Source organism: Anabaena subtropica FACHB-260, assembly GCF_014697105.1.
Taxonomy (GTDB): Bacteria; Cyanobacteriota; Cyanobacteriia; order Cyanobacteriales; family Nostocaceae; genus Trichormus; species Trichormus subtropicus.
This window is the reverse complement of the sequence record NZ_JACJRF010000064.1, coordinates 1-21,334: the sequence shown is the minus strand read 5'-3', so window position 1 is coordinate 21,334 and position 21,334 is coordinate 1. Positions and strand designations below refer to the sequence as shown.

The 21,334-nt window shown below is 39.8% G+C and carries 27 protein-coding genes and 1 pseudogene; 9 read left to right on the top strand and 19 right to left on the bottom strand.

Going from position 1 to position 21,334, the window contains the following annotated elements; translation table 11 throughout:
* Positions 1–94: 94 nt before the first annotated feature.
* The 5 genes from H6G18_RS22990 to H6G18_RS22970 all read right to left on the bottom strand — a co-directional run bounded on the left by H6G18_RS22990 (position 95) and on the right by H6G18_RS22970 (position 3,439).
* Positions 95–313, bottom strand: a complete 219-nt coding sequence (locus H6G18_RS22990; RefSeq protein WP_190409412.1) for a hypothetical protein — start codon at positions 311–313, stop codon at positions 95–97.
* Between the two features lie 201 nt (positions 314–514).
* Positions 515–1,738: a bifunctional phosphopantothenoylcysteine decarboxylase/phosphopantothenate--cysteine ligase CoaBC gene (gene coaBC, locus H6G18_RS22985; protein WP_190409411.1), complete on the bottom strand. Its 1,224-nt coding sequence runs from the start codon at positions 1,736–1,738 to the stop codon at positions 515–517.
* Between the two features lie 98 nt (positions 1,739–1,836).
* Complete coding sequence (gene isiD, locus H6G18_RS22980; RefSeq protein WP_190409410.1) at positions 1,837–2,049, bottom strand: protein IsiD; 213 nt, start codon at positions 2,047–2,049, stop codon at positions 1,837–1,839.
* Positions 2,050–2,203: 154 nt separating this feature from the next.
* Positions 2,204–2,824, bottom strand: a complete 621-nt coding sequence (locus H6G18_RS22975; RefSeq protein WP_190409413.1) for an alpha/beta hydrolase — start codon at positions 2,822–2,824, stop codon at positions 2,204–2,206.
* Positions 2,825–2,920: 96 nt separating this feature from the next.
* On the bottom strand, positions 2,921–3,439 hold the full coding sequence (locus tag H6G18_RS22970; RefSeq protein WP_190409409.1) for a hypothetical protein: 519 nt from the start codon (positions 3,437–3,439) through the stop codon (positions 2,921–2,923).
* Positions 3,440–4,011: 572 nt separating this feature from the next.
* On the opposite strand from H6G18_RS22970, the gene H6G18_RS22965 reads away from it, so the two are divergent.
* On the top strand, positions 4,012–4,218 hold the full coding sequence (locus H6G18_RS22965; RefSeq protein WP_190409408.1) for a hypothetical protein: 207 nt from the start codon (positions 4,012–4,014) through the stop codon (positions 4,216–4,218).
* Here H6G18_RS22965 and H6G18_RS22960 read toward each other — a convergent pair.
* The 3 genes from H6G18_RS22960 to H6G18_RS22955 are packed head-to-tail and all read right to left on the bottom strand — an operon-like array spanning position 4,193 to position 4,949.
* Entirely contained in the window at positions 4,193–4,594 is a 402-nt protein-coding gene (locus tag H6G18_RS22960; protein WP_190409407.1) for a pentapeptide repeat-containing protein, read from the bottom strand. The two genes, H6G18_RS22965 and H6G18_RS22960, sit on opposite strands and share 26 nt — an antisense overlap.
* A gap of 33 nt (positions 4,595–4,627) precedes the next feature.
* Entirely contained in the window at positions 4,628–4,828 is a 201-nt protein-coding gene (locus H6G18_RS24885; protein WP_242040445.1) for a hypothetical protein, read from the bottom strand.
* Positions 4,770–4,949, bottom strand: coding sequence for a hypothetical protein (locus tag H6G18_RS22955; protein WP_242040444.1), 180 nt, complete (start codon positions 4,947–4,949; stop codon positions 4,770–4,772). Before H6G18_RS22955 ends, H6G18_RS24885 begins: the two co-directional genes overlap by 59 nt.
* 76 nt (positions 4,950–5,025) lie before the next feature.
* Here H6G18_RS22955 and H6G18_RS22950 point away from each other — a divergent pair, with 76 nt between their 5' ends.
* From H6G18_RS22950 to H6G18_RS22935, 4 genes and pseudogenes are all read left to right on the top strand, one after another.
* Positions 5,026–5,436, top strand: a complete 411-nt coding sequence (locus H6G18_RS22950; RefSeq protein WP_190409406.1) for a hypothetical protein — start codon at positions 5,026–5,028, stop codon at positions 5,434–5,436.
* Between the two features lie 223 nt (positions 5,437–5,659).
* Positions 5,660–5,856, top strand: a pseudogene (locus tag H6G18_RS22945) (IS1/IS1595 family N-terminal zinc-binding domain-containing protein); the annotation flags it as partial.
* A gap of 32 nt (positions 5,857–5,888) precedes the next feature.
* Positions 5,889–6,686: a peroxiredoxin-like family protein gene (locus tag H6G18_RS22940; RefSeq protein WP_190409405.1), complete on the top strand. Its 798-nt coding sequence runs from the start codon at positions 5,889–5,891 to the stop codon at positions 6,684–6,686.
* Between the two features lie 489 nt (positions 6,687–7,175).
* A complete protein-coding gene (locus H6G18_RS22935) occupies positions 7,176–7,676 on the top strand; it encodes a sterol desaturase family protein (RefSeq protein WP_190409404.1) in 501 nt (166 codons plus the stop codon).
* A 75-nt stretch (positions 7,677–7,751) separates the two neighbouring features.
* On the opposite strand, the gene H6G18_RS22930 is transcribed toward H6G18_RS22935, so the two are convergent.
* The 4 genes from H6G18_RS22930 to H6G18_RS22915 form a co-directional block, all read right to left on the bottom strand.
* Entirely contained in the window at positions 7,752–8,213 is a 462-nt protein-coding gene (locus H6G18_RS22930; protein WP_190409403.1) for a CYTH domain-containing protein, read from the bottom strand.
* Between the two features lie 151 nt (positions 8,214–8,364).
* On the bottom strand, positions 8,365–9,768 hold the full coding sequence (locus H6G18_RS22925; RefSeq protein WP_190409402.1) for an AAA-like domain-containing protein: 1,404 nt from the start codon (positions 9,766–9,768) through the stop codon (positions 8,365–8,367).
* A 66-nt stretch (positions 9,769–9,834) separates the two neighbouring features.
* Positions 9,835–10,584 carry a MinD/ParA family ATP-binding protein gene (locus H6G18_RS22920; protein WP_190409401.1) on the bottom strand — a complete coding sequence of 250 codons (750 nt, stop codon included), beginning with the start codon at positions 10,582–10,584 and terminating at the stop codon, positions 9,835–9,837.
* A gap of 176 nt (positions 10,585–10,760) precedes the next feature.
* Positions 10,761–11,162 (bottom strand): hypothetical protein, encoded by a 402-nt coding sequence (locus tag H6G18_RS22915; RefSeq protein ID WP_190409400.1) that lies wholly within the window; start codon positions 11,160–11,162, stop codon positions 10,761–10,763.
* 225 nt (positions 11,163–11,387) lie between these two features.
* Between H6G18_RS22915 and H6G18_RS22910 the strand changes: the two genes are divergently transcribed.
* Positions 11,388–11,732, top strand: a complete 345-nt coding sequence (locus H6G18_RS22910; protein ID WP_190409399.1) for a type II toxin-antitoxin system Phd/YefM family antitoxin — start codon at positions 11,388–11,390, stop codon at positions 11,730–11,732.
* 2 nt (positions 11,733–11,734) lie between these two features.
* Positions 11,735–12,025, top strand: coding sequence for a type II toxin-antitoxin system RelE/ParE family toxin (locus tag H6G18_RS22905; RefSeq protein ID WP_190409398.1), 291 nt, complete (start codon positions 11,735–11,737; stop codon positions 12,023–12,025).
* Between the two features lie 26 nt (positions 12,026–12,051).
* Here H6G18_RS22905 and H6G18_RS22900 read toward each other — a convergent pair whose 3' ends face one another.
* Positions 12,052–12,945, bottom strand: a complete 894-nt coding sequence (locus H6G18_RS22900; RefSeq protein WP_190409397.1) for a pyridoxamine 5'-phosphate oxidase family protein — start codon at positions 12,943–12,945, stop codon at positions 12,052–12,054.
* A gap of 218 nt (positions 12,946–13,163) precedes the next feature.
* On the opposite strand from H6G18_RS22900, the gene H6G18_RS22895 reads away from it, so the two are divergent.
* On the top strand, positions 13,164–16,817 hold the full coding sequence (locus H6G18_RS22895; protein WP_190409396.1) for a WD40 domain-containing protein: 3,654 nt from the start codon (positions 13,164–13,166) through the stop codon (positions 16,815–16,817).
* Between the two features lie 165 nt (positions 16,818–16,982).
* Here H6G18_RS22895 and H6G18_RS22890 read toward each other — a convergent pair whose 3' ends face one another.
* Together H6G18_RS22890 and H6G18_RS22880 are read right to left on the bottom strand one after the other, a co-directional pair.
* The gene (locus tag H6G18_RS22890) at positions 16,983–18,341 is read right to left on the bottom strand and encodes an MAC/perforin domain-containing protein (RefSeq protein ID WP_242040443.1); all 1,359 of its coding nucleotides are present in this window, start codon (positions 18,339–18,341) and stop codon (positions 16,983–16,985) included.
* Between the two features lie 114 nt (positions 18,342–18,455).
* Positions 18,456–18,647, bottom strand: a complete 192-nt coding sequence (locus H6G18_RS22880; protein ID WP_190409394.1) for a DUF4278 domain-containing protein — start codon at positions 18,645–18,647, stop codon at positions 18,456–18,458.
* 164 nt (positions 18,648–18,811) lie between these two features.
* Here H6G18_RS22880 and H6G18_RS22875 point away from each other — a divergent pair, with 164 nt between their 5' ends.
* Positions 18,812–19,417: a cysteine dioxygenase family protein gene (locus H6G18_RS22875; protein ID WP_190409393.1), complete on the top strand. Its 606-nt coding sequence runs from the start codon at positions 18,812–18,814 to the stop codon at positions 19,415–19,417.
* A gap of 125 nt (positions 19,418–19,542) precedes the next feature.
* Here the strand turns inward: H6G18_RS22875 and H6G18_RS22870 are convergent, their stop codons facing one another.
* The 4 genes from H6G18_RS22870 to H6G18_RS25115 all read right to left on the bottom strand — a co-directional run bounded on the left by H6G18_RS22870 (position 19,543) and on the right by H6G18_RS25115 (position 21,169).
* Positions 19,543–19,899 carry a hypothetical protein gene (locus H6G18_RS22870; protein ID WP_190409392.1) on the bottom strand — a complete coding sequence of 119 codons (357 nt, stop codon included), beginning with the start codon at positions 19,897–19,899 and terminating at the stop codon, positions 19,543–19,545.
* Positions 19,900–20,001: 102 nt separating this feature from the next.
* Positions 20,002–20,343, bottom strand: coding sequence for a thioredoxin family protein (locus H6G18_RS22865; protein ID WP_190409391.1), 342 nt, complete (start codon positions 20,341–20,343; stop codon positions 20,002–20,004).
* 35 nt (positions 20,344–20,378) lie between these two features.
* Complete coding sequence (locus tag H6G18_RS25120) at positions 20,379–20,798, bottom strand: NAD(P)/FAD-dependent oxidoreductase (protein ID WP_277875629.1); 420 nt, start codon at positions 20,796–20,798, stop codon at positions 20,379–20,381.
* Positions 20,738–21,169, bottom strand: coding sequence for an FAD-dependent oxidoreductase (locus tag H6G18_RS25115; protein ID WP_277875628.1), 432 nt, complete (start codon positions 21,167–21,169; stop codon positions 20,738–20,740). Before H6G18_RS25115 ends, H6G18_RS25120 begins: the two co-directional genes overlap by 61 nt.
* Positions 21,170–21,334: the final 165 nt, after the last annotated feature.

The following is a 21,334-nucleotide window of genomic DNA, read 5'->3' as shown; positions in this document are numbered from 1 at the left end:
ATAGCGTTCCAAAGTTTATGCTAGTCATGGGGGAAGTTTGATTTGAGAAGCTGGTAACTTTCATCTTCTTACTTCTCCCGCCTTTTTTCTTAATTCACATTAGGCGTAATTTATTCTTGAGAGCATCGTAATACAATAGCTGTCCCACACTACCGGTGAATGTAAAGATGTCTTGTTCGTCCTGTTCGTCAATAGTTCCTAAGATAGATTGATTAAAAATCAATTCGCTGGTGGTAATTGTAACGTTGTAATTGACACTAGTAAAATTTTTCTGTTCTGCCGGCGTAGCTAAGGTTTTGTGATTAATCGCCATCAGAGTGTCCTTATCTAATCAAAATGATTCCTTCTGTTTCTACCAAATTGAAGATAAAAAAAACAACACTCTTGAGTAAGAGATAAGTTATGCTCTCACTCTTAAGACATACGTATTAGTTCCAGAAATTAATACTTTTGGTGAGAGTATAGAGAGAACTGAATGCAATATTTCCCATTCGCCCTTCTGCCTCTTTTTGGGCTAATTCCTGACAAAATCAAATATATGATGCGCCATTTGTAATTTAGAACAAGGTGCAATTTTCACCTCACGCCCTTGGTTATCTAAAAAGACAGCTTGATTATTGTCACTACCAAAACCGCTATCTGGTTGATCGATAGGGTTAGCAACGATCGCATCCAATTTTTTACTATATAATTTCTCTCTAGCTGGTGTAACTATATCCCCTGTCTGGGCAGCAAAACCAATTAAACGCTGATGGGGTTGTTTGAGTTTGCCTAATTGAGCAACGATATCTGGTACAGGTTCCAAAGGTAAAGACTGAGGGAGCGATCGCTTGGGTAATTTCTCTGTACTATAGTTTTGAGGTTTGACATCAGCCACAGCCGCAGACATAACAATGATATCTGCGTTGGGTAAATATTCCAGCATTACTTGCTGCATTTCCTCAGCATTGATAATGGGAATTGCTTGGACTCCTAAAGGCACATCCCAACTCGCCGGGCCATGTACCAATGTCACCTTTGCCCCACGGTGTAGAGCAGCTTGAGCTAAAGCCAGTCCCATTTTACCTGTGGAAGGATTGCCCATAAACCGCACTGGATCAAGATACTCCCGTGTACTTCCCGCACTAATTAAGACTCGCTTCCCTGCTAAATCTCGCTTGCCTTGAGTATGTAATAGGGATTGAGTGTAAGTCAAAATTTCTGGAGGTTCAGCCATTCTACCAGCACCGACGCGATCGCACGCCAATAATCCCGATGCTGTACCAATGCCGTGATATCTACTATCTGTTAATAGTTGATGCCAATTACGCTGTACTGTTAGCTGTTCCCACATATCAGTATTCATCGCTGGTGCTAACAATATAGGACAAGTGGAAGCTAAGACGGTATTGGTGAGTAAATTATCAGCCATCCCGTAAGTTAGTTTAGCTAAAGTATTAGCTGTGAGGGGAGCAATTACCAACAAATCAGCCCACTCACCCAACTCGATATGCAATGGGCGAGAGTGAGTAGGTTGCCAAAAATCATCATCTGTGTAAGCAGGGTGACGGGAGAGGGTCGCTAAAGTGAGAGGCGTAATAAATTCTTGTGCTGAACGGGTGACAATTACTCGAACTTCCACCCCCAATTTAAATAGACTCGAAACCACTTCACAAACCTTGTAAGCAGCAATACCACCGCCCACAGCCACAAGAACCCTACTTTTCTGATTTTCACTTGGGGGTTTGGAACTAGCCATGACAAAAACTGAAGAGTAAGGAGCTAAGGAATTTTACTTAATTCTTAATTACGAATTACGAATTACGAATTATCCCCTAACTCCTGATTTTCAAATACCTATGCTTCGTCGTATGGTTCTAAATCTAACAGATGGACGTAGGGTTCTACTAACTCTGGACGCTGAAAAGCGATCGCCCGTAGTAGATGCCAGTCATTTAAACCATCAAAAGCATTGCTATAATTATCCATTTCTAGACGAGTAGCCAATTCCTCTACCTCTGCTGCGGATATGGCAGCAATTTCTTTTTTGGAAATGCTTAGAGTTTTCATAATGCTTGCCCCTCCCTTTTGCAGCATTTGCACCCAGCACGGGTTAAGTGGCGCTGTAAAGTGCCACTCAATCTATCTTACTCACTAGATGGCATGGATTTCCTAAAATTTTTCGGGATTTATACCATATTTTGTAAAAAAATTGTAACTCAGACTAAACAAGTGCATTCAAGATGAAATTTCGGGTCAAATCTAACATTTCTAGATTGATTTCATGTCCTGTATTAAATTCATGATAATTAACCGGAACCCCCAAAGATTCTAAGGTTGTGCGTGCTTTAAGTGCTGCTTGCAGTGGGACAACTTCATCCCGTGTACCATGCAAAATGAGAGTTGGCGGAATATTAGTATTATTTGGGCTAATTGCTTCAGGATGTAAATACCCACTCATCACCACTAAACCAGCCAAGGGCAGTTTTGAGCCGACATCAAAAGTCATTGCCCCACCTTGAGAAAATCCACTCAAGATGGTTCGTGATAAAGGTACACCAGTACTACTCTCTAAAGAGAGCAGAAAATCTTTCAATAACTCCCGACTCTCTGGCAAACCTTCATACATATTTTCTACTCTCAGGTCATACCATGACCTACCGAGAGCGGTGTAAGGATATGGATAAGGTGCATTGGGCAAGACAAACTGGTAATCAGGCAAGTTGAAATAGGGTAATAAAGATGCCACATCCTCAGCGTTAGCGCCCCAACCATGCAAAGTGACGATTAAACCAGTAGCAGGTTGGGAAGTCGCCGGGGGAAAGGAAACAAATTGTAAAGACAGAGGTTTACTCCTAAAATCCTACTCTAGATCAAATGGTACTAAGTTAAGGCTCAAGATCAATAGGACTTGACAAACAAGAGTGGATGACTGTGGTCATTAAGACTTTGCCCAGTCGGGAGTGAATGGACGTGCAGCAGCGATCGCATGAAAGAATGCAAATAGCCTGTGGCTGGCTCGACCATAAGCCCGGTATTCTTGTAGATCGAAAGACCGTAATTCTTTTTCTATGACACCTTCGACATCAGCAGCTAAATTTAATCTACCTTCATTGAGATAACATTCAGTTAAAAATAGCAGTTTCTCAACATTAATTTCGTTGGTTTCCCATTGAATATCAACAGGAAACGCATAATTTTTCTCTAATGTTCCACCACGGTAAACATTTTCTACAAGCTTATTGCTGATAATATATTTAACTTTATGGATATCAGCCAATCCTAGCAAATCATCAGCCGTTGGCTTCAATCCAAGACGACGGCGGAACACAGAATCAATAATTTCATACTTACTATTGTCTGGAAATACTGTGACAACCACTGCCGCAATTCCTTCGATATTGCCATAACATCCGATGATGTTTTTACTTTCTTCACCACTACCAAACAAGATATCCATAGCCAACAACTAAATTAATAATAGGGAATCGAGTTTATGGAATTCTCCAGGGTGAGACTGACAATGGAAAACTCAATATCGATAATCTATCAGATTTTCTTGTAAAAATGGAGGCTTTGCACAAGAAAAAGAACCTCTATATCAAAAGGTTAATCTTAGATTAATCGCAGGCTAAGATATATCTCTTTAGATGGAGAAAAAGTCTTTTCTAAAAGTGGTAAGACTGGCAATTAAAGAAAAATTTAAAAAGGGAATTCTGGAGTTGTAACAACAACACCACCACCGTAGACATCAAGTGCGAATCATTAATTTATTCTCCTGTAAACTGAATTAGATATTGCTAACTGTAATAGTCTTCAAACAAAAACAAAGTTATTTAGGATTGAGCAACTTTTTGATTAAACAGAACGCAACGCTGAAATATTGGGAAACTTTCGCTGTGATGACCTCCGACCGGAGACCATCGCACTTTTATACTGGTTCTTTCCCAAGGTACAGGTTTTAGTCCAACCGTAGTGCCAACATCATAGATTATGGCCGCAGCCAAACCTTAACTACTCACAAGTGTATCGATGAACAAAATAACTGTTAACAAATTCGGTTCTGAGATGACTCATGAAGATTGGTTTAGCTTGGGAAAATCTGACGCCTGGGCTGGAAAACCCAAAGTACCACCAGAACAAGATGCTCTAGCAGCGAGTATGTATGACTTAGGTTATAGCGAGGGGGAAATTACACATCATTGGTGTCAACTTAAGGAAAAAGTAGACAAGAAATAGTACCGTCAGGCATAATTGCCTCAGTTAAAAAGGCTTCACTCATATCTGTTGCATTTAAATTTGCCCCAGTCAGGTTTACCTCACCCAGATTTGCTTCGCTTAAATCAGCTCCACTCAGGTCAGACTCTCGCAAATCAGCTCCACTAAAAATCACTTCAGATAAATTTGCGTTTTCTAGGTTCGCACCTTGAAGATTTGCTTTACACAGGTTAGCTCCACTCATGGAGGCTTTGGCTAGATTAGCTCCCCGTAGATCAGCTCTACCAAAGTCTACACCGCCCAAGTGAACACCCCGTAGGTCTGCTTTTTGTAATACGATACCGTAGAAGTTTCGTTCTCCTGCTGCGTATCGATTGAGAAGTTCTTTAACGTCCATAGTCTTAAGTTTTAGTTAAATTTTAGTTTTCTGTTAATGCTGCTGTAGTAACAATCTTTCGTCAGTCCGTGCTTGAATATGATATTTAGGGCGATCGCGCATCACTGGCATATCGTAACCCCCAACAATCAACAATGTTGGTGCTTTGACATGAGGTAAGGCTGAAGGAGCTAAATCAGGTCGCTCCAGCAACATAGCGATTGCGGGGGCTGTGACGGCTGCTACCACTACCATGAGCAAATAAGACTATGCCCGTAGCACCTTCTGGAATCACCAAATTCCCCTCTAAGTTAACTTCACCTGCTGTCACTAACACCCGATGTTCGTAGGGGTGATGTGTTGATGTTTTATCCATTTCGTCAACTTATAAAACTGTGAGAAAATTGACTTCGTAACTCATGCCAAATTTTGAATTGATCAAAGTCAATTTTATGAAAAAGAACTATGTTTTCCTGACCTTAGCCTTATTAATTTGCACTGCCTCACCCCAAAAAGCTCTAGCAGATGAGGTTTGGACAACGGAAGAATATAAAGTAGTCTATCAAGAAGATCGCAATAAAACTGCCGTGTGGCGTTATGGTCGTGATGGAGTAATCTTCATTGATGGTTTAGCAGGAGTGTTTAATGACCGAGGTTCATACAATGGCTATTGGGTACAAAAGTCTTCATCGGTACGTTGTGATACCTATAGAGAAGGGGCAGATGGTAAACCTACTTATCATTGGGGCAGATTTAAAGTCACTTTTATTGATCCTAAATTCCCCTCCCGTTGGAAAGCTGATATTAGCCTTTGCGATCGCGATCCTATGATGACTTTAAACGGTACACCTATTACAAAGTAATCACCAAGCTAAAACACCTACAACTATGTAGTGGCTCTAAACACTTATGGCAGATAACGTTGATAATGTTTCCCAACCTGTTTGTTGAGCGAAACTTGATCTTCTGCTGATTGTCCAGCAGTAAATCAGTCTGTTGATCTGTAAGTAGCCCTTTGATTGCGAGTTGTCAGATTCAGGTTTTCCGGGCATTGCATAATGAGAATCTGAATTCGGGTGAGTCTTCATGGAATGTCCGCGTTGTAACTTCCATCATATCCGTAAAAACGGCAAACAAAGGGGTAAACAGAACTACATTTGTGCAGATTGTGGTCGTCAATTCATTGAATATCATAATCAAAAGGGTTACGTGATGAAATTAAACGAGAATGCTTAGAAATGTATGTGAATGGTTGTGGTTTCCGTGCTATAGAAAGAGTAAAATTGAATAGCTAAATAGCAGTTAATTCCTTGTAATGAATCCCTACACTATCCTTAAACAGACAGAACTTCAGCGTGTTAGTGATGGCATGAATCGACCTCTACTAGAAAATTGCGAGACTGCCCCACATATTCTTATTTTAGTCTGGCCACAACTTGGGGATTTTGATAGTCTGGAATATGCGTGGTGGTTGCAGCGCGAAGCTAAAAAATTGCCTGATGAAAAAGTCGCTATTCGTGCAGTGGGAATTGGCTCACGCGCCTCTGGAACAAGATTTTGTGAATATACAGGATTTCCACCACAAAATTTATTTGTTGAACCTAATGCAGAACTACATCACCAACTCAATCTTTATTCAGGTCTGAATCTTCCTGTCCCTGGACTTTCTGAATCTAGGAAAGCTTGGCTAAATCTAATGTTAATGTGTGCAGGGTTTGGAAGCCCTGGAACGCTAAGAGAAGTTTTTCGAGGATACAGAGGAGATCGTCAAGCCCCTCAACTTATTGGAGATGATGAAATTATTCAAGGTACTCCTCTACCTGCTTTTGAAGGCTCGTTTTTCCGATTAGCTGGCGGAAGTGGGTTTCAACGGCCCTTTGAATTAGCGACTCTACGGCTACGGAATATGGTGGAAGTTTTGAGCAATTGGCGTACTTATGTACCTAATTCTGCCTACTTAACTCAGCGTGGTGGAACTTTTTTGTTTGATAGCACAGGTCAGTTACTTTACGAACATCGAGATCAAGGAATTCTCGGCTTTGCTGCTAATATGAGTCAGCCTCTATCATTTTTATCCTTTCTCGAAACAGATAGCTTTACCTCAACTAACTAATACTTTAACTATTATTTGATACAAGGGTTTATGATTATTAAATAAAGTTTATTTAATACTAATTTAGTATAATAAGTACTGAATAAAATATTGCTTAAAGTCAATCACATCCGCTACTCCACAAGTTTATTAAGTAAATTGGATATAAGCTGTATCTAACTATTAATATTTAGAGTTTTCTAGGATGAGTTACTTATACTTTTTCTAGATGTTAATGTGTTTTTTTATGCAATTATATAATGCTATTACTGAAACAAAGATTAAACAAGAAAATCTTAACCTAAATTTGTACCAACTTTAACTCTTTCTTTGCTTATACTATCTCCCTTCATAAGAAGATTATAAGGTGTTTATCAAAAAATACAGTAAATCTATCGGTGTTTAGATGTATTGATTTCATCAGCCTAAAGCTAGAAGCCAAATCTGCATTAATAACATGATATTTAGCTTTTTTGTGTGGTGTATTTTTACTGAAATTTAGGAGTACAAATGCTTGAGGCGATCGCTGTTACTTGGCTATTGTTATTTTTAGGCGATTTTTTGTCTACATTCTTTTATCACGTACCCGAACACGTTTTTGGTAGCCTCCATTTAAAAACACACCACTCATGGAAGAAGAACTTCCGTCACTACGCTATCTTAACCATGAATATCCAAGTTCTTTTAGATGGTTTTTTGGGAGCTTTACCTTATTTAATAGTGGCAGTACTTCTGTGGTCTTTCTCTCCCATTGGCGTAATTTCTGGACTATTGTTAGGACAATTTCATGTATGGTGGAGGCACATAACAGCATTAGGTTGGCAAACGCCAAAGTTGGTGGATGTTTTATGTCAAATTCTGTTTATCACCACTCCTGAAAGACACTGGTTACACCATCAAAAAACTAACCTGGGTTTTGGTGATATTTTCACTTTCTTTGAGCAACCAGCACAAGTTTGGCTACGCTGGTTAAGACTATTAAGAATTCGATTCCGGTACTCTCGTATCTAATTAAATTAGAACAAATATTTCCAGTTTTTTGGAGGGAGACGTTGCAATGCAACGTCTCTACCGTTTAATTATGAATTACCATTGCGTAAAAGGATGTTTCACTAAATAACTGTTGAAATATCTGGGATCGCCTGTAACTTCTGTTCCAATCCAATGAGGGATTTCAACTTGTTGGGCTTCATCAGTAAGTTCAACTTCTGCTAATATCAAGCCTTGATTGACTCCTGCAAACTCGTCTATTTCCCAAGTTAAACCAGTCCATGCTATTTTATACCGGGTTTTTTCGATAAAAGGGCGATCGCACAAAGTATCCAACATTTCCTGAGCATCTGCAAGGGGAATCAGATACTCAAACTCAGAGCGAGAAAAATTAACGGTGGGGCCTTTAATTGTTAAATAACCTTGATTACCTATTATCCGGATACGTACAGTAGCGCCTTCTGAGGAAATGTATCCTTGACGATATAGACTACCCTCAGCTAGCTGTCGCCAACTATCTCCGTTGACTAAAAATTTGCGCTCGATTTCTTTTGCCATTGTTGCTATGTAGATATTCTACTTGCTGGAAGAATTAGGGTAGCACATCCCCTAACTAGCAAGTGTCCGCCGAGCAGCCAGAGCAGAAGCTAACAAAGAGATACCGCTCATAAGCAAACTAATACCCACATATAGACCTCTTATCTACTTATTACGTGATATTACGTGTAGCAGTAGGTCGCAAGGCTTCATCAAAATACTGTCGATATAGCTCACAACTGGATATCACGTGATTTCCTTGCAGCTTAACTAACCCCATGCTGTGTAACTTAAATGCCACAGTCTGTTCTAGCTCTACAGGTGTTGATGACTTGATTACCTCTTCATACGCTGCTGCTAATTGAGGATGTTCTTGTAGGCTACGTAAATGACGATGCAAATGATTGCTATAAATGCCTGCATCTGTAACTGCTGTTTGGATTAACTGCTTGAAAGTCAAGTCTTGTTGTGCTAAATGATACAAAGCTTGCTGTATTAGATATGGATGTCCATCCACAAGCTGCATCAATTCTGATAACTCATTTTCAGATAAATGAAATCCATAACGTTGCGCTAAATTGCATACTTGCACAGTTGTAAATGTTTGTAATTCAATTGCTAAACCCACATTAAATGGTGATTTATTAATATCTAGAGGAATATATACTTCTGTAGAATGAACAATTACCAAACGCAAATTTTGCCACAGAGGATTACCGCTATCTCCATAGGCTGCTTCTTCATACCAAGAACGCAATAAAGTAAAGAAATCATCAGCAATTTCTGGATGTAAAAACACCTCATCAACTTGATCTAAAGCTAAGACCAAAACACCATTAATCTCTGGCAGCACACAGTCTTCAAAATAAGCGGTGCAGTTGCTTTTACTACCAAAAGTTGCGCTCCAATAATCCTCGACTCGATGGGGTAATTGAAGCTTACGAGTAATCGCAGCACAAAACCAACGCAAGAATTTATCTAAGTCATGAAAAATAGCACTTTCAGCTCGCTGTAAGCTCAAAGCTACAGTACGTAATGATGAATTTTGTTGTTGAGCATGAGCTAAAATTCTTATCATTAAAGAAGTTTTACCCATTTGACTGGGTGCTTTAATACGAATTAATGCCCCATCTCTGGTAATTTCCTCATAACAGCGAGACTCTACCGGAGGACGTTCCATATACAAAGCAGAGTCCAATGGTATGACTCCAACTGGTGATTCTAATTCTAGGGGTTGAGGACTGATTACTAGGAGAGAGGGAGAAAATTCTTGAATTTTGATTTCTTTAGAGGCTCGTTGTGCTAAAACAGCCATCAAATTAGTTTTACTGACTTTTTCTCCTAAACTAGCTGATAGTATCTGCCATAACTTTGGCCCCACGTCATGCTTAATATATTCTGGAGCATAGTCACATTCTGCGGCAATTTTATCATATTTTTGCCCTAGTAAAGCTCCGCGCAGTACAGCTACTTCAATATTTTTTAGATGTCTTTGAGTCTTAGCAAAAACTGCTTTATCTGCAATTTTTAAAGCTGTCTCAAATGTTATTGTTTGTTCTTGAATACTTTCAGTCATTATCTGAAATTTATTTTACAAAGTTATCTAAAGATTTTGATTTATTTAAATTTGAGTTTTAAATTCTCAACTGGCTTTTTCTGCCACCTGTTGCAGCATTTGAGTCAATGGATGTTCAGGGTATTGTAAACAAAATATTCCACTACTACCGAGTTGTGCCATATCTTCTGAAAGTGGAAATATACCTGCAACTGGGACGTTATAAGTTCTTTCTACTTTTCGCTGTAGCGATGAAAAATCCATGCGACTGGGTGTTTTATTCACGATCATCATCATCTTGCTGACTTGAAGTTGACGAGCAATATTAACTGTTACCGCAGTACCTTGAAAGTCTTGGCGATCTGGACGGATAATCACAATTAAAAGGTCAGAAATAGCTATGGATAGTAAAGTTTCTCGGCTAAGTCCGGGGTGAGTATCAATAAATAAGTAGTCTAATTCTAGCTCTTTAATTAATCTTTGTAATCCACTATTAAGTAAACTAACGTTGTATCCTTCGCTGATTATTTTGGCAATTTCATCAGCATTTATACTTGAAGGTATGAGAAAAACTTTTCCTTGAACGATCGCCAAATGAGAAGTCACATCACAGGCAGTATCAGCAATGGAATTACGATGCCATAAATAATCATTTAATGTCTTACCCGTAATTACTTCATCAATAGCAAATAGAGCATGAATCCCAGGAGATTGCAGATCAGTATCTACAATTGCCACTCGCTTATTTTGTAGTGCCATTGTTACCGCTAAATTTGCTGTTAAGTTAGATTTACCAGTTCCGCCACGGAATGAGTGAATCGCAATAATTTTAGACATAGAGGGATAATTCGTAATTCGTAATTCGTAATTCGTAATTAAGATATCTTGGTAAGTAAGTCGGTGCAATCAAACCAAACTATGTGAAGAAAAGTAAATAAAGCTCAAACTCTTTCTCCCCCTGCTCCCTGCCCCCTGCCCCCTGCCTTATTCCAACAATAATTATTTACGCCGACCTACTTATTACGAAGGGATGCAATTTCTATTTGTAATTGTTGAAAATAATCAGTTTGAGTAATTTCTGCTACCTGGTGTGTGACTTTATGTAAATCAATTTCGATTTGCATCTCTTGGAGTTGAAGTTTTCTAGTCTTTTCCTGCTGTTTCAATAGACTTTCTAATTCAGCTTTTTCCTGTTGTACAATTGCCAATTCCTGTTGCAAAGCAACAATTTTTGCTCTTAAGGTCTTTTCGGTATCTGGCAAATAAGACTTAGTTTTGTGTTTTACCTGATTCCGGGCGAGTCTGGAAGGAAAAGGCATGAGAACATTATTACTACCTGCATTTTTGAAAGCAGTGAAGTTAACAATTTTGGCGGTGACTGGTTCGTGACTGATATCAAGGGGATGTTGGGGCATGATTGACTCCATGTCATCAACGTCTGTGTTGGGAGTGTGTCGATCTATATCTTTCTCAAATTACGCGATCGCACCACCCAATAAAAGATCAGTTTTGTAGTGAAGCAATCTTTGGAAAACTGGTCTTGACAATTGACCGATTTTGTGAAGAAAAGAAATTTTTGATAGTATTGAATATAGTATTGAATAAAGATTTAATTAAGTAGGTAATTCAATATTTAATTTATGATTAATTTAGAGCAAATTCACTCACTTACAGACTTTAAGCGCAACGTCAAACAGTTTCTAGAGCGGATCAAGGCGACCAAATCACCTCTTGTACTTACCGTCAATGGTAAAGCAGAAGTCGTTGTCCAGGATGCAAGCGCCTTTCAAGAAATGATAGATAGACTTGAGCGTGCAGAAGAAGAACTGCGTCAGCTGAAGTTAGAAGCATTACAACGAGATATTGCGATTGCAGCCGAACAGCTCAAGCATGGAGAATATACTGAATATGATGATGAGTCCTTGCCTAATTTGCTGGAAAATATCAAAGCACGAGGGCAGAGTAAGCTAAAGCTGGATAGCTGACAATGAATCATTACAGACTTTCCCAGCAAGCCGAACAAGACTTGGAAGATATCTGGACTTACCTTGCTCAACAGAATCAACTTGCAGCCGATAAACAGATAGCTCAAATTCTGAATCGTTTTCCAATGCTTGCTCAGTTTCCTGATATGGGCAAAAAGCGAGATGATTTAATGAAGGAATTGAAAAGCTTTCCTGTGAAGCCTTACGTTGTGTTTTACACAAAAATAACTGATGGTGTAGAAATTTTTCGAGTATTACATCAATCAAGAGATATTGAAGGCGAGTTTTCTTAATTTATTTGCTAATTTATTTATGCACATTATGGATTCACAGAAGAATATTCGCCAAAGCACCAACGCATAGAACAAGCATTTCTAATTTCTAATACCTGCTCAATATCAAACTCTACTATACGCTGCGCTCCAGCAAACTCATTTAATCTTTCTACGTCCCAAATCACCTTTGCTTTTCCAGTTAATTGCAACGTGTGACCTTGTGCAAAATCGATAAATAATAAACCTGCATGGGGATTCACAATCAAGTTACCGAAGGTCTGAAACATATTATTACCAGAGTAATCGGGAAACACAAGCTTATTACTATTCACAACTTGCACAAATCCCGGAAGTCCTCCCCGGTGGGAAGCATCAGCCCCACTTTCTGGATGATAACTAGCGATAAAAAAGGTATCGGCTTGGGTTATCCAAAGTTGATTTGTCTCGCTCAAAGCATCTCTGATAAAAGTTTCAGGTTGTTTTAGTGAATCAATTCCAGTTTTTTCTATGTGACGTGTCTGAATATATTTAGGGCAATTAAAAAATACCTGCTGAATTTCTACTTTTATATTTTCTTGATTTACCTCTGCTTTGCCATTCAAACGCAAACGCCTACGGTTCGCCAAATCAATTACTAATAGCCCAATATCATTATTGGTTTGCAGATTTTGGTGTAATGGATCGGTTTGTATGGGAGTAGCATTAATCTGTATAGTTTGCGTGTTTAAGACCTCTACAAAACCAGATTTTCCTGTTAATAAAGATGCCCAAACTCTAGCTTTGCTATCAACTGTACTAGCAATTGCTAATTGTTGCGTATGCAGAAATTCTTGAGCAGATGATTTGATTGTACTACTAATAACATTACACAGACGTTGCGCCTCTTCTCGCACTCCCGCCTGAGTTTGGACGGCAATTTCTCCAGAATGGAAAGACATGGGATTAATTCGTAATTAAGAAGTGACATTGTATAATTTCTATACATTTATTTAATATTCGTTATATAATCTCAAATTTTCAAGATCAGTTTTGGAGTTATGGCAACAAGGATAAATGATCTTGGCGATCGCATAATTTTATGCTATTGCAAAAAGCATTGGGATTCTGCAAATATATCTATAAATGATTGAGGTATAGTAGGACTCACTTAAAAATCGTGGCTACTCTCAAAGCTTCTCAACAGGGACTCGCAAGCATTAAACAAGCCAGAAGTGAAAAGGCTTGGTCTGTTGATGATTTCAGATGGATAGAATTAGCCAGTGAAGTTTTAGGTGTCTCTTGGCAAGAACATGGCGTTCTCGCTGTTGGTGTATCAGAAGGAACATGGAAACGTTTCTTAGCCGGAAAGCAAGCAATTAATGCTGAGGCGTTTAAAGCCTATTGTCAGGTGCTGGGGCTGAATTGGGAAGAAGTGGCACAAGAGAAGGCAGAGGGAGACAAGGGGGACAAGGAGACAAGGGGACAAGGAGAATTTTTGCTATTTCCCTCTTTTGTGGCAGATTGGGGGGAAGCGCCGGATGTGTCTATTTTTTACGGTCGTTGTGAAGAACTAGAGACTGTGAAGCGATGGGTTACACAAGAAAATTGTCGCTTAATTACGTTGCTGGGAATGGGTGGAATTGGTAAAACAACGCTTTCTGTCAAGCTGGCGCAGGAAATTATTGGCAGTCAAGCGGAGAATGGGACAAGGGGAGAAGGGGGAATTTCATCTTCCTCATCCCCAGTTCAATACATAATTTGGCGCAGTCTCCGCAACGCGCCGCCGGTGGAAGATATTTTGGCTCAATTGATTCAGTTTGTATCTCAACAGCAAGAAACAAGTTTGCCAAATCAGTTAAACGAGAGAATCTTGCTTTTACTCAAGTATTTACGTTTGTCGCGCTGTCTCATTATTCTGGATAATGCTGAGTCAATTTTACAAGCAGGCGATCGCACTGGTCGTTATCGTCCTGGATGTGAAGGTTACGGTCAACTTCTGCAATGTGTAGCCGAAACTTCTCATCAAAGTTGTTTAATACTTACTTCGCGGGAAAAACCCCAAGGACTCGCCAAGTATGAAGGGGAGAGTTTACCTGTGCGTTCTCTACAACTTACAGGTTTACAAGAAAAAGAAGGACGGGAATTATTTAATGTTAAAGGTAAATTCACTGCTTCCCCAGACCAATGGCAAGTTTTAGTTTCCCGCTATGGGGGTAATCCTTTAGCTCTCAAAATTGTAGCCTCTTCTATCCACGATTTTTTTGATGGCAATGTTGCCCAATTTCTGGAAATTTCTCAGCAAGGTACATTCATCTTTGACGATATTCGTGACCTGCTTGACCAACAGTTCCATCGTCTCACAGCCTTGGAACGAGAGATTATGTACTGGTTAGCCATCAACCGCGAACCTATTTCTTTAGGGGAATTACAAGCTGATTTTGTAGCTAATGTCCCACTTCGGGAATTGCTAGAATCACTCTCGTCACTGCAAAGGCGTTCTGTAATTGAAAAAAATGCCAGTGGCTTTACTCAGCAACCTGTGGTGATGGAGTATGTCAGCAATCAGTTAATTGAGCAAGTATCTCAAGAAATTGAGCAATGGAGAACAGAAAAGCAATCTACCCACCTATTTACCACTCATGCACTCATTAAGGCGCAAGCTAAAGATTATGTGCGGGAGAGTCAAATTAGTCTGATTGTTCAGCCTGTTATCGATAAATTAATTACAGAACTTGGTAGCTTGGAAAACATAGCTAATTGTCTGGTTCACATCCTTTCTACCCTACGCGGAAAATCGCCCCAAGTAACGGGGTATGCTGGAGGAAATTCTCTAAATCTGCTGCATCAAGCAGAAATTGACCTGACTGGCTTTGACTTTTCGGGTTTAACTGTATGGCAAGCTTATCTTCAGGGTGTAAACCTGCATGATGTGAATTTTGCCGACTCAGATTTATCTCGCTGTGTTTTTACGGAAACATTAGGTAATATTTTATCTGCCGCTTTTAGTCCAAATGGTGAACTGTTAGCTACTTGCGACACTGATTGTCATATTCGGATATGGGAGGTGAAAACAGGTAAATTATTACTCATTTGTCAAGGACATACTAACTGGGTGCGCTTTGTCGTGTTTAGTCCAGACGGAGAAATCCTAGCGAGTTGCGGTGCTGACCAGAATATTAAACTTTGGAATGTCCGAGATGGTATTTGTATAAAAACGTTAACTGGGCATGAGCATGAAGTATTTTCTGTAGCGTTTTATCCAGAGGGTGAGACTTTAGCCAGTGCTAGTGGCGATCGCACTATCAAACTTTGGGATATCCGCAGTGGTACGTGCTTGCAAACCCTGACAGGACATACAGACTGGGTACGTTGCGTTGCTTTTTGTCCAGATGGGCAAACCTTAGCCAGTAGTGGTGCTGACCACACAATTAAACTGTGGGATGTGCATCAGGGTAAATGTTTGAGAACTTTGCAAGCACATACAGGATGGGTGCGTTCGGTGGCGTTTAGTTCAGATGGGCAAACTTTAGCTAGTGCAAGTGGCGATCGCACCATCAAACTCTGGAATTATCATACAGGTGAATGTTTGCAAACTTATACCGGACATACTAACAGCGTCTACTCCATTGCCTTTAGTCCTGATAGTAAAATCTTAGTCAGTGGTAGTGGCGATCGCACTATCAAACTCTGGGATTGTCAAACCCATACTTGCATCAAAACTCTACATGGACACACTAATGAAGTTTGTTCCGTCGCCTTTAACTCAGATGGATACACGTTAGTAGGCGTGAGTTTAGACCAAAGCGTTAGACTTTGGGATTCTCGTACTGGACAATGTTTAAAGACTTGGTACGGCAATACAGATTGGGCTTTACCTGTAGCTTTTAGTCCTGACGGGTTAATTTTAGCCAGTGGTAGTAATGACAAAACAGTGAAGCTATGGGATTGGCAGACTGGCAATTGCATTAGCAGCTTGCAAGGACATACAGACTTTATTTATGGTATTGCCTTTAGTCCAGACGGGCAAATTTTGGCGAGTGCGAGTACAGATTCCTCAGTAAGATTGTGGAACATCAGTACAGGAAAATGTTTCCAAATTTTACTCGGACATACAGATTGGCTATATGCTGTTGCTTTTCATCCCCAAGGTAAAATTCTTGCCACTGGTAGCGCAGATTGTACAGTCAAACTATGGGATATTAGTACAGGTCAATGTCTCAAAACCTTGAGCGAACATACTGATAAAATTCTGGGTATTGCTTGGAGTCCAGACGGGCAACTTTTAGCTAGTGCCAGTGCCGACCAATCTGTAAAATTGTGGGATTATTGTCAAGGTGATTGCATCAACACATTACAAGGACATGATAGTCGTGTTTACTCAGCTATTTTTAGTCCCAATGGTGAAATTATCGCTACTTGCAGCACCGACCAAACAGTAAAAATATGGGACTGGAAGACAGGTAAATGCCTCAAAACATTGACTGGACATACCAATTGGGTATTTGCCGTAGCCTTTAGTCCTGATGGACAAATTCTTGCTAGTGCCTCCCATGACCAAACTGTGAGAATTTGGGATGTGAATACAGGAGAATGCAATCATGTCTGCGTTGGGCATACACATTTAGTATCTTCCGTAGCTTTTAGTCCAGATGGGGAATTTGTCGCAAGTGGTTCTCAAGACCAAACAGTAAGGATTTGGGATGTGAAAACGGGCGAGTGTATCAGGATTGTGCGCGCAAAACGGCTTTATGAGGGCATGAATATTACTGGTGTCAAAGGGTTAACAGAAGCGACAATTTTCACATTACAAGCTCTTGGTGCTGTGAGATAATTAAATTGTTTAGACAACCTCAAATGTTAAAAATTGTAGGTTGGGTTAAGCGCAGCGTAACCCAACATGGATCAGGGTGTATTAGGCGCATCTTTTTGACTAATTTGTCCAAGAAATATAATATTAGCACCTAACACACTATAAAATAGTGTGTGATAGCTGAAGCTAGAGAACAACAGTTATCTTGATCCGAAATTCATTCACTCCCAGTTGGCTGAAAACATCTTTGTGTTTGTATTCCTTCTTAGTTCCCGAATCCTGATAACTTAAGCGACCAATGTACAGCTTATGGGGATTAATAGCTGTCAAACTTCCATCTGATCTATAACCATTTGTGACATCACTTAATCGTGAACGATCTGATGCACCTGATTTATCCTCCATGACAGTAAACTTCATATTTGGTTTAGCTAACTCAGACACATCTTCTATAGTCCAACGCACTGGAACATTAGGATAATTGAGGAAAAAGTTTTGGGAAACACGACTTTTTTGACCATTAGCAACCGCCAAACTGACTTTCACCTCTTCTACGATAACTTCGCGCTCTGATGGAGTGGTAGGACGAGGTTTTTGTCCTTGCGTTTGGATATATTGATCTACACTTTCTCTCATCAACTTTTGCTTTTGAGCAATTTGTAAATCTTCAGGGAAACGCGCCCTAGTAAATAATTCGTATAAAGGAGACAACTGTAATTTAACTGGTACTGGATCTTGTCGAATAGTGCTTAACCAAGTATCAAAATTTCTATTAGGAGTTCCGCCACTCCACTGAATGCTTTCTTGTCCACGCGCTACGATTGAGCGAAATTCTCTACTTTTTGCTGTTTCCGTTCCAGAACCGACTTGACCTGTAACATTCTTGAAAGTACCTTGAGCTTCCAGACTAACATTAATCCCTTCTAGTACCATCCGACGATAATCTTCCCGGCTCATTTTAATAAATTGATGAGCGCGTCCACCGAATGCCACATTGGTAGAAAAATGTGTACCAAACCTGTGAATAAATTCCTGATAGGCTTGCCTATTAGCAACATTAGGAAGGGCTAACACAGCTTGGCGTAATTCTTCTGCCATCGGTAAGAACTCAGATTTATCCAAGCGTAATCTGAGTTCATAGTCAATAAACTCAACTTGTGTGTAAGTATATAAATGATTGCGAGTTCTGGTTTCCTGTTCTATACGACGATATGTTGTGCTGTTACTAAAAGCAAATGCTTGTGGTATTCCCACTCCTAATGACACATTTTGACTAAACATTCGCTGAAAATCGTAAGACGATAACAGCATTAATGTTTCTTGGTTATAACTGCCACTAGAGCCTGATTTATAGTCTGTACCTTGAGGAATCTTTGCACTTCTATCTGGAGTAGGTTCAAATTTACTACCCGTGAAAGCAACGGCTGAAAAACTCTTAGACGAATCGCTAAGTTTCAATGGATCTAATTGCAAAATATCATAGCAACGGCCGAGAGCATCTATGTTTTTTAAAGTTAAGTTTTGGGCTAGTGTATCTGTCATCATTGACTCCTTAATTTAGTAATTTTGTTGGTTATACCTGAACTATTTTGGTTATATTGCAACTGCAATAACTCTGTCGATGTAGAAAAATTATGTAGTTAGTAAGCTTATGACTAACTAAACCATACTCATATAGGTAACACCACGATATTTAAGTTGAATTGGGTGTTGATTTTTAGCTGTTGTAGGTTTTACAATCTTGTAACTAACTCCACGATACTTAACAGTTGTAAAATTCTGTTTTTGAGGTAATTTTGCAGTGATTGTGTCGTAAGTTTCGTAATAAGAGCCGCGATAAGAAAGTAGCATAAGTTAATCTCTGTGTGATTAGCGTTTACTGTTATCACGATATAATTTATGTTTTTTCAAGTCGATATATAAAAGTTATGTAGTTTTAAGCCAAACAAGACTTAACTTTCCACGAACTGTAAGTTCCTAAAATAGCGGTAGTTATCCTGAGATTATTAAAAAATATGGCAAGTCAAGATTGGTTAGTGACAGGTGATGGCAAGTTTGCAGCCTGGGAAGAATCACCAGATAATTCTGAATTATCCACAAGTCAATATCGACTCTATCGGTTTTTAACAGATTTGGAAGATATTCTCCATAAATTCCAGAACGATCGCCTTCGACTCCAAGCGATTTTTCCCCTAGTACGGCGATTATTGACCAGTTCGGAGTGGTTGCAAGGCGAATACCTCGAACCCAATCCAGAAACAGGTTGGTCTGTACTTACCCTATATGATGAGCCAGATTTCCCCTTGACGGTGCAGACAGTCGCCTGGCTACCAGGAAAAGTATCACCAATTCATAATCATGCTACCTGGGGAGTTGTTGCACTAATTAATGGAGAAGAAAAAAATACCCTGTGGAGACGGACTGATAATAACGGTGGTATTGAAAAAGTCGGCGAGATTATTTTAACCCCAGGAGAAATTATTACCTTGATGCCAGATGCAATTCATCATGTAGAAGCCCTCGGTAATGAACCAACAATTAGCTTTAATTTATATGGTGAAACAAACTACCCACAGCGATTTGAATTCGATCCAGTTACAGGTACTGCCAAAAATTTTTGATGACGGTTTCAGATATGTCAACGTTTTCTAGAACGACTCACATCTTGACATTGTCAATGACAAATATATTGATGTACTTATCCCATCCCAGATGAGATGGAATATTACGAATTACAAATTATGAACTAATCCGTTCCCCGCACAGGATAATTCTTTTTCAAAATAAAGTCGATAGCAGAGAGCATATCTGATATTGGTGGACGACTAAAGGGAAGTCCCCAAAGATACGCTAATTCTATGTTAGCTTCATAGCCAATGGTGAGATTTTTGGCGTTGCTGATTAATGGGATGAATTGTATTTCACGCCAAGTCGCAAAGGCGCAAAGGGTAAGAGATGCAAAGGTGTAATTTGATGATTTCATCCCGCATTTATGCAACGCCAGATTTTTAATTCCCCATTCTTGGATTGACTTTTGAGCATCTACGTGACTATCGCCACTAATAGCAATCGCCTCCACCCCAAGTTTACTAAAATCATCCAAAAGACGTATGTTGAATTTACTTATCCTCTCTGCGTCTCTGCGTGATACAAATCATCCCGCAACTATGCAACGCCCGACTTTTGAATTGTGATCCATTTGGATCTAAAGTGCAGATTGAATCGTGTCTGCATACTGCTTTTTAGGTTTCAATCCAGCAATCTGTGCTAATGTTTGCTGCTGTTTAAGTAATACTACTGTTGGGGCGCTTCTAACACCGAAGTTAATCGCTAATTCAGGTTCTTCGCTCATATCGATTTCTACCAAATGCAATTTACCTGGGTTTTCTTCAGCTATTTGATGTAGCACAGGTTTAAGTGTTTTGCAAGAAGGGCAGTAAGGAGCTACAAATTTGACAATGATTAGCTGATCGGATTTCTGCATCAACCAGTCAAAAGCTTCTTTTCCTGTGAAGAGAGTTTGATCAATAGAAAAAGTTTCCTGCATATTTATCTCCTTGTAATTGTGACAAAAAATACTTTTTAGGCAGCGAAAGAAACAAGCGTTGGCGTTTCGTCCACCGTAGACCATCGCCTTTGTGATAACCACCGTTCAGCTTCCAATGCTGCCATACAACCCGTACCGGCGGCGGTAATTGCTTGACGATAAACGTGATCCTGCACATCTCCAGCCGCCCAAATGCCGGGAATATTGGTGGCTGTACTTTTACCTTGAGTTTTGATGTAACCAGCCTCATCCAGTTCTAATTGCTCCTGAAACAGTTGCGTATTGGGGTTATGTCCAATGGCGTAGAACAAACCACTCACATCTAAACTAGAAACTGCACCAGTGAGATTATCCTGAACTTGGACGCGGCGTAATAGGCGATCGCCATCTACACTTATGGGTGAATTATGCCAGTGGATATGAATTTGGCTATGATTAAATATACGCTCCTGCATCGTCTTAGAAGCCCGTAGACAATTACTCCGCACCAATAAATGAACCTGAGGGCATATTTAGTTAGATAAAGTGCTTCTTCCACAGCCGCATCACCGCCACCAACCACAGCAATGTCTGCATTCGCAAACAAAGGATTTGCCCCATCGCAGATTGCACAGGCAGAAATGCCGTTATTCCAAAACTTCTCCTCACCCGGCAAATGTAATCTTTTAGCAGTTGCTCCCGTAGAGATAATCACAGCCCGTGCCTTCACTTCTAACAAATCAGCAGAAGCTATCAGGAATGGGTATTGCGTAAAATCAACAGCAATGACATCATCAGTAATCAACCTAGCACCCCAGCGTAATGCTTGCTGGCGCATCTGCTGCATTAACTTTGGCCCCTGAACTCCCTCAGCAAAACCAGGATAATTCTCTACCTCAGTAGTAGGTTAAACTAAGCCAAAAAGTCGCCTTTTTGACTCGTCTTCAGAACCGTGCCTGAATCTTTCAATTCACACGGCTCCTCAATGAATTGGGACTTGTCATGTCTACCT

Excerpts from the sequence above, each read along its gene's own strand:
- H6G18_RS22990 (WP_190409412.1), bottom strand. The coding sequence starts at position 313 with ATGGCGATTAATCACAAAACCTTAGCTACGCCGGCAGAACAGAAAAAT.
- coaBC (WP_190409411.1), bottom strand. The coding sequence starts at position 1,738 with ATGGCTAGTTCCAAACCCCCAAGTGAAAATCAGAAAAGTAGGGTTCTT.
- isiD (WP_190409410.1), bottom strand. The coding sequence starts at position 2,049 with ATGAAAACTCTAAGCATTTCCAAAAAAGAAATTGCTGCCATATCCGCA.
- H6G18_RS22970 (WP_190409409.1), bottom strand. The coding sequence starts at position 3,439 with ATGGATATCTTGTTTGGTAGTGGTGAAGAAAGTAAAAACATCATCGGA.
- H6G18_RS22965 (WP_190409408.1), top strand. The coding sequence starts at position 4,012 with ATGAACAAAATAACTGTTAACAAATTCGGTTCTGAGATGACTCATGAA.
- H6G18_RS22960 (WP_190409407.1), bottom strand. The coding sequence starts at position 4,594 with ATGGACGTTAAAGAACTTCTCAATCGATACGCAGCAGGAGAACGAAAC.
- H6G18_RS24885 (WP_242040445.1), bottom strand. The coding sequence starts at position 4,828 with ATGGTAGTGGTAGCAGCCGTCACAGCCCCCGCAATCGCTATGTTGCTG.
- H6G18_RS22955 (WP_242040444.1), bottom strand. The coding sequence starts at position 4,949 with ATGGATAAAACATCAACACATCACCCCTACGAACATCGGGTGTTAGTG.
- H6G18_RS22950 (WP_190409406.1), top strand. The coding sequence starts at position 5,026 with ATGAAAAAGAACTATGTTTTCCTGACCTTAGCCTTATTAATTTGCACT.
- H6G18_RS22940 (WP_190409405.1), top strand. The coding sequence starts at position 5,889 with ATGAATCCCTACACTATCCTTAAACAGACAGAACTTCAGCGTGTTAGT.
- H6G18_RS22935 (WP_190409404.1), top strand. The coding sequence starts at position 7,176 with ATGCTTGAGGCGATCGCTGTTACTTGGCTATTGTTATTTTTAGGCGAT.
- H6G18_RS22930 (WP_190409403.1), bottom strand. The coding sequence starts at position 8,213 with ATGGCAAAAGAAATCGAGCGCAAATTTTTAGTCAACGGAGATAGTTGG.
- H6G18_RS22925 (WP_190409402.1), bottom strand. The coding sequence starts at position 9,768 with ATGACTGAAAGTATTCAAGAACAAACAATAACATTTGAGACAGCTTTA.
- H6G18_RS22920 (WP_190409401.1), bottom strand. The coding sequence starts at position 10,584 with ATGTCTAAAATTATTGCGATTCACTCATTCCGTGGCGGAACTGGTAAA.
- H6G18_RS22915 (WP_190409400.1), bottom strand. The coding sequence starts at position 11,162 with ATGCCCCAACATCCCCTTGATATCAGTCACGAACCAGTCACCGCCAAA.
- H6G18_RS22910 (WP_190409399.1), top strand. The coding sequence starts at position 11,388 with ATGATTAATTTAGAGCAAATTCACTCACTTACAGACTTTAAGCGCAAC.
- H6G18_RS22905 (WP_190409398.1), top strand. The coding sequence starts at position 11,735 with ATGAATCATTACAGACTTTCCCAGCAAGCCGAACAAGACTTGGAAGAT.
- H6G18_RS22900 (WP_190409397.1), bottom strand. The coding sequence starts at position 12,945 with ATGTCTTTCCATTCTGGAGAAATTGCCGTCCAAACTCAGGCGGGAGTG.
- H6G18_RS22890 (WP_242040443.1), bottom strand. The coding sequence starts at position 18,341 with ATGATGACAGATACACTAGCCCAAAACTTAACTTTAAAAAACATAGAT.
- H6G18_RS22880 (WP_190409394.1), bottom strand. The coding sequence starts at position 18,647 with ATGCTACTTTCTTATCGCGGCTCTTATTACGAAACTTACGACACAATC.
- H6G18_RS22875 (WP_190409393.1), top strand. The coding sequence starts at position 18,812 with ATGGCAAGTCAAGATTGGTTAGTGACAGGTGATGGCAAGTTTGCAGCC.
- H6G18_RS22865 (WP_190409391.1), bottom strand. The coding sequence starts at position 20,343 with ATGCAGGAAACTTTTTCTATTGATCAAACTCTCTTCACAGGAAAAGAA.
- H6G18_RS25120 (WP_277875629.1), bottom strand. The coding sequence starts at position 20,798 with ATGCAGGAGCGTATATTTAATCATAGCCAAATTCATATCCACTGGCAT.
- H6G18_RS25115 (WP_277875628.1), bottom strand. The coding sequence starts at position 21,169 with ATGCAGCAGATGCGCCAGCAAGCATTACGCTGGGGTGCTAGGTTGATT.